The sequence below is a fragment of the Bartonella sp. CE47NXGY genome (assembly GCF_042195415.1).
In the GTDB taxonomy this organism is placed as follows: domain Bacteria; phylum Pseudomonadota; class Alphaproteobacteria; order Rhizobiales; family Rhizobiaceae; genus Bartonella.
The window spans coordinates 15,313-17,090 of the sequence record NZ_JBHIOI010000022.1; the positions used below are offsets into that span (position 1 = coordinate 15,313).

Below are 1,778 nucleotides of genomic sequence, written 5' to 3' on the forward strand. Positions count from 1 at the left end.
CCTTTTTCGGTGCATTGTTACCCCTTTGGTGTTGCTGTTAAAAATGGCTTGTTTAAACGGGTTTGTGCCATGAAGGGGGAGGTGTGGAGTCGAGCATCTGAGCAACAATGGGAAGAGCAAATTCGTGCCTCTTATGGGGTGCGTTTGGCTGCTATGCGCCAAGAATTAGATGCCATACCAGCCGATCAAGAAGGGGCGGCTTTAACACGTTTGCAGATTGAAAATTGTTGTGCTCCGGGTATTGCGGTGTTGCGTTTTGCTTGTGTGGATGATTTTAAAAATCAATCGGAACATCAACGAAGTGTTGCTGCTTTTGCTTGGTGTGAGAAGCATATAAAACCTCTTCATGCTGGGCTTGACCGGCGGCGCCAACATGTTTTTGGTGTTGATTTTGCGCGGAGTGGCGATGCGACATCGATTGTGGTGATGGAGGTGGGACAAGATTTGGTGCGCCGTGTACGGTTTATGGTGGAATTGCGCAATACGCCGTTTGATCAACAAAGAGAGATTTTATTTTATGGGGTGAATGGTTTGCCGCGTTTGATGGGCGGCGCGTTAGATGCGCGGGGCAATGGGGCTTATTTAGCCGAAAAAGCGGCGCAACGTTATGGAGCTCTTGTGAAGGAAGTGCCCTTGTCACAAAGTTGGTATGGCAAGGAAATGCCGGCTTATTTAGAAGCTTTTGGGGATGGGACGATTGTTTTGCCGCGCGATAGTGACATTGTTGCCGATCATCAAGCGCTTGCTTATGTCAATGGCATTGTGAAAATTCCAGACAATCATCGTTTTAAAGGCAGTGACGGTTTTATGCGCCATGGTGATAGCGCGATTGCTTGCGCTTTGGCTTATTTTGCCAGCCGCCAAACTCCTGAAATTTATGATTATACTCCTGTGAGAGAGGCTTATCGTTTTGATGAAAGCTCGCTCTTTTCAACGCCTTTTTTTTCAACAATGCGATCAAAAATTTATTGATGGGATGATGAGATGGTAAAACTTGTAGATCAGTGGGGCAGGGCGCTTAATATCAAAGGGTTGGAGCGAGAAGTTGCAAGCCCTACCGTTGGCGGTGTTCGTGATGTGTGGTCACAAACCATTGTCAGTGGTCTGACCCCTGCGCAACTTGCTGATATTTTACAACAGGCAGCAGAGGGTCATCCAGAGCAGTTTTTCCAACTTGCCGATGATATGGAAGAGCGTGATTTGCATTATCGTGCTGTGCTTGGCATGCGTAAAAATGCTCTCACAGGGGTGGAGCCTGGAGTGATTGCCGCAAGCAATAGTGCACAGGACAAAAAGATAGCAGATGCGGTGCGGGAAGTGATTAGTGCGCCTACCTTTGTTGATGATTATGTGACGGATTTATTGGATGCTTTGGGGAAAGGTTATGCGGTTGTAGAAACCTTGTGGGACAAGAGTGCCAAGGAATGGTGGCCGGTTGCTTGGAAATGGCGTGACCAGCGGTTTTTTCAATTGGATCGGCGGGATGGTTTTCATTTGCGTTTAAAAGAAGAGGGGTCTTTTAATGGAAGTGAATTGCCTGCTTATAAATTTTCTATTCACAGACCCAAGTTAAAAAGCGGTTTGCCTATTCGTTCTGGGCTTGCGCGGCTTGCAGCTTGGGCATTTCTCTTCAAGTCTTATACACTGAAAGATTGGATGGCATTTTTAGAAGTTTATGGCATGCCTTTGCGTGTGGGTAAATATGGGGCAAGCTCTTCTCATGAGGAGCGACGGGTTCTCATTCAAGCAGTGCGTGATTTATCCAGTGATGCGGCAGC

Annotated in this window: 1 protein-coding gene and 1 pseudogene; both read left to right on the forward strand. The window is 47.1% G+C overall.

Going from position 1 to position 1,778, the window contains the following annotated elements; all coding sequences use genetic code 11:
- A pseudogene (locus ACFIL3_RS06940) lies at window positions 1-972 on the forward strand (hypothetical protein); the annotation flags it as partial.
- Between the two features lie 12 nt (window positions 973-984).
- On the forward strand, window positions 985-1,778 hold a 794-nt coding region (locus ACFIL3_RS06945; protein WP_375681973.1), incomplete at its 3' end, for a DUF935 family protein.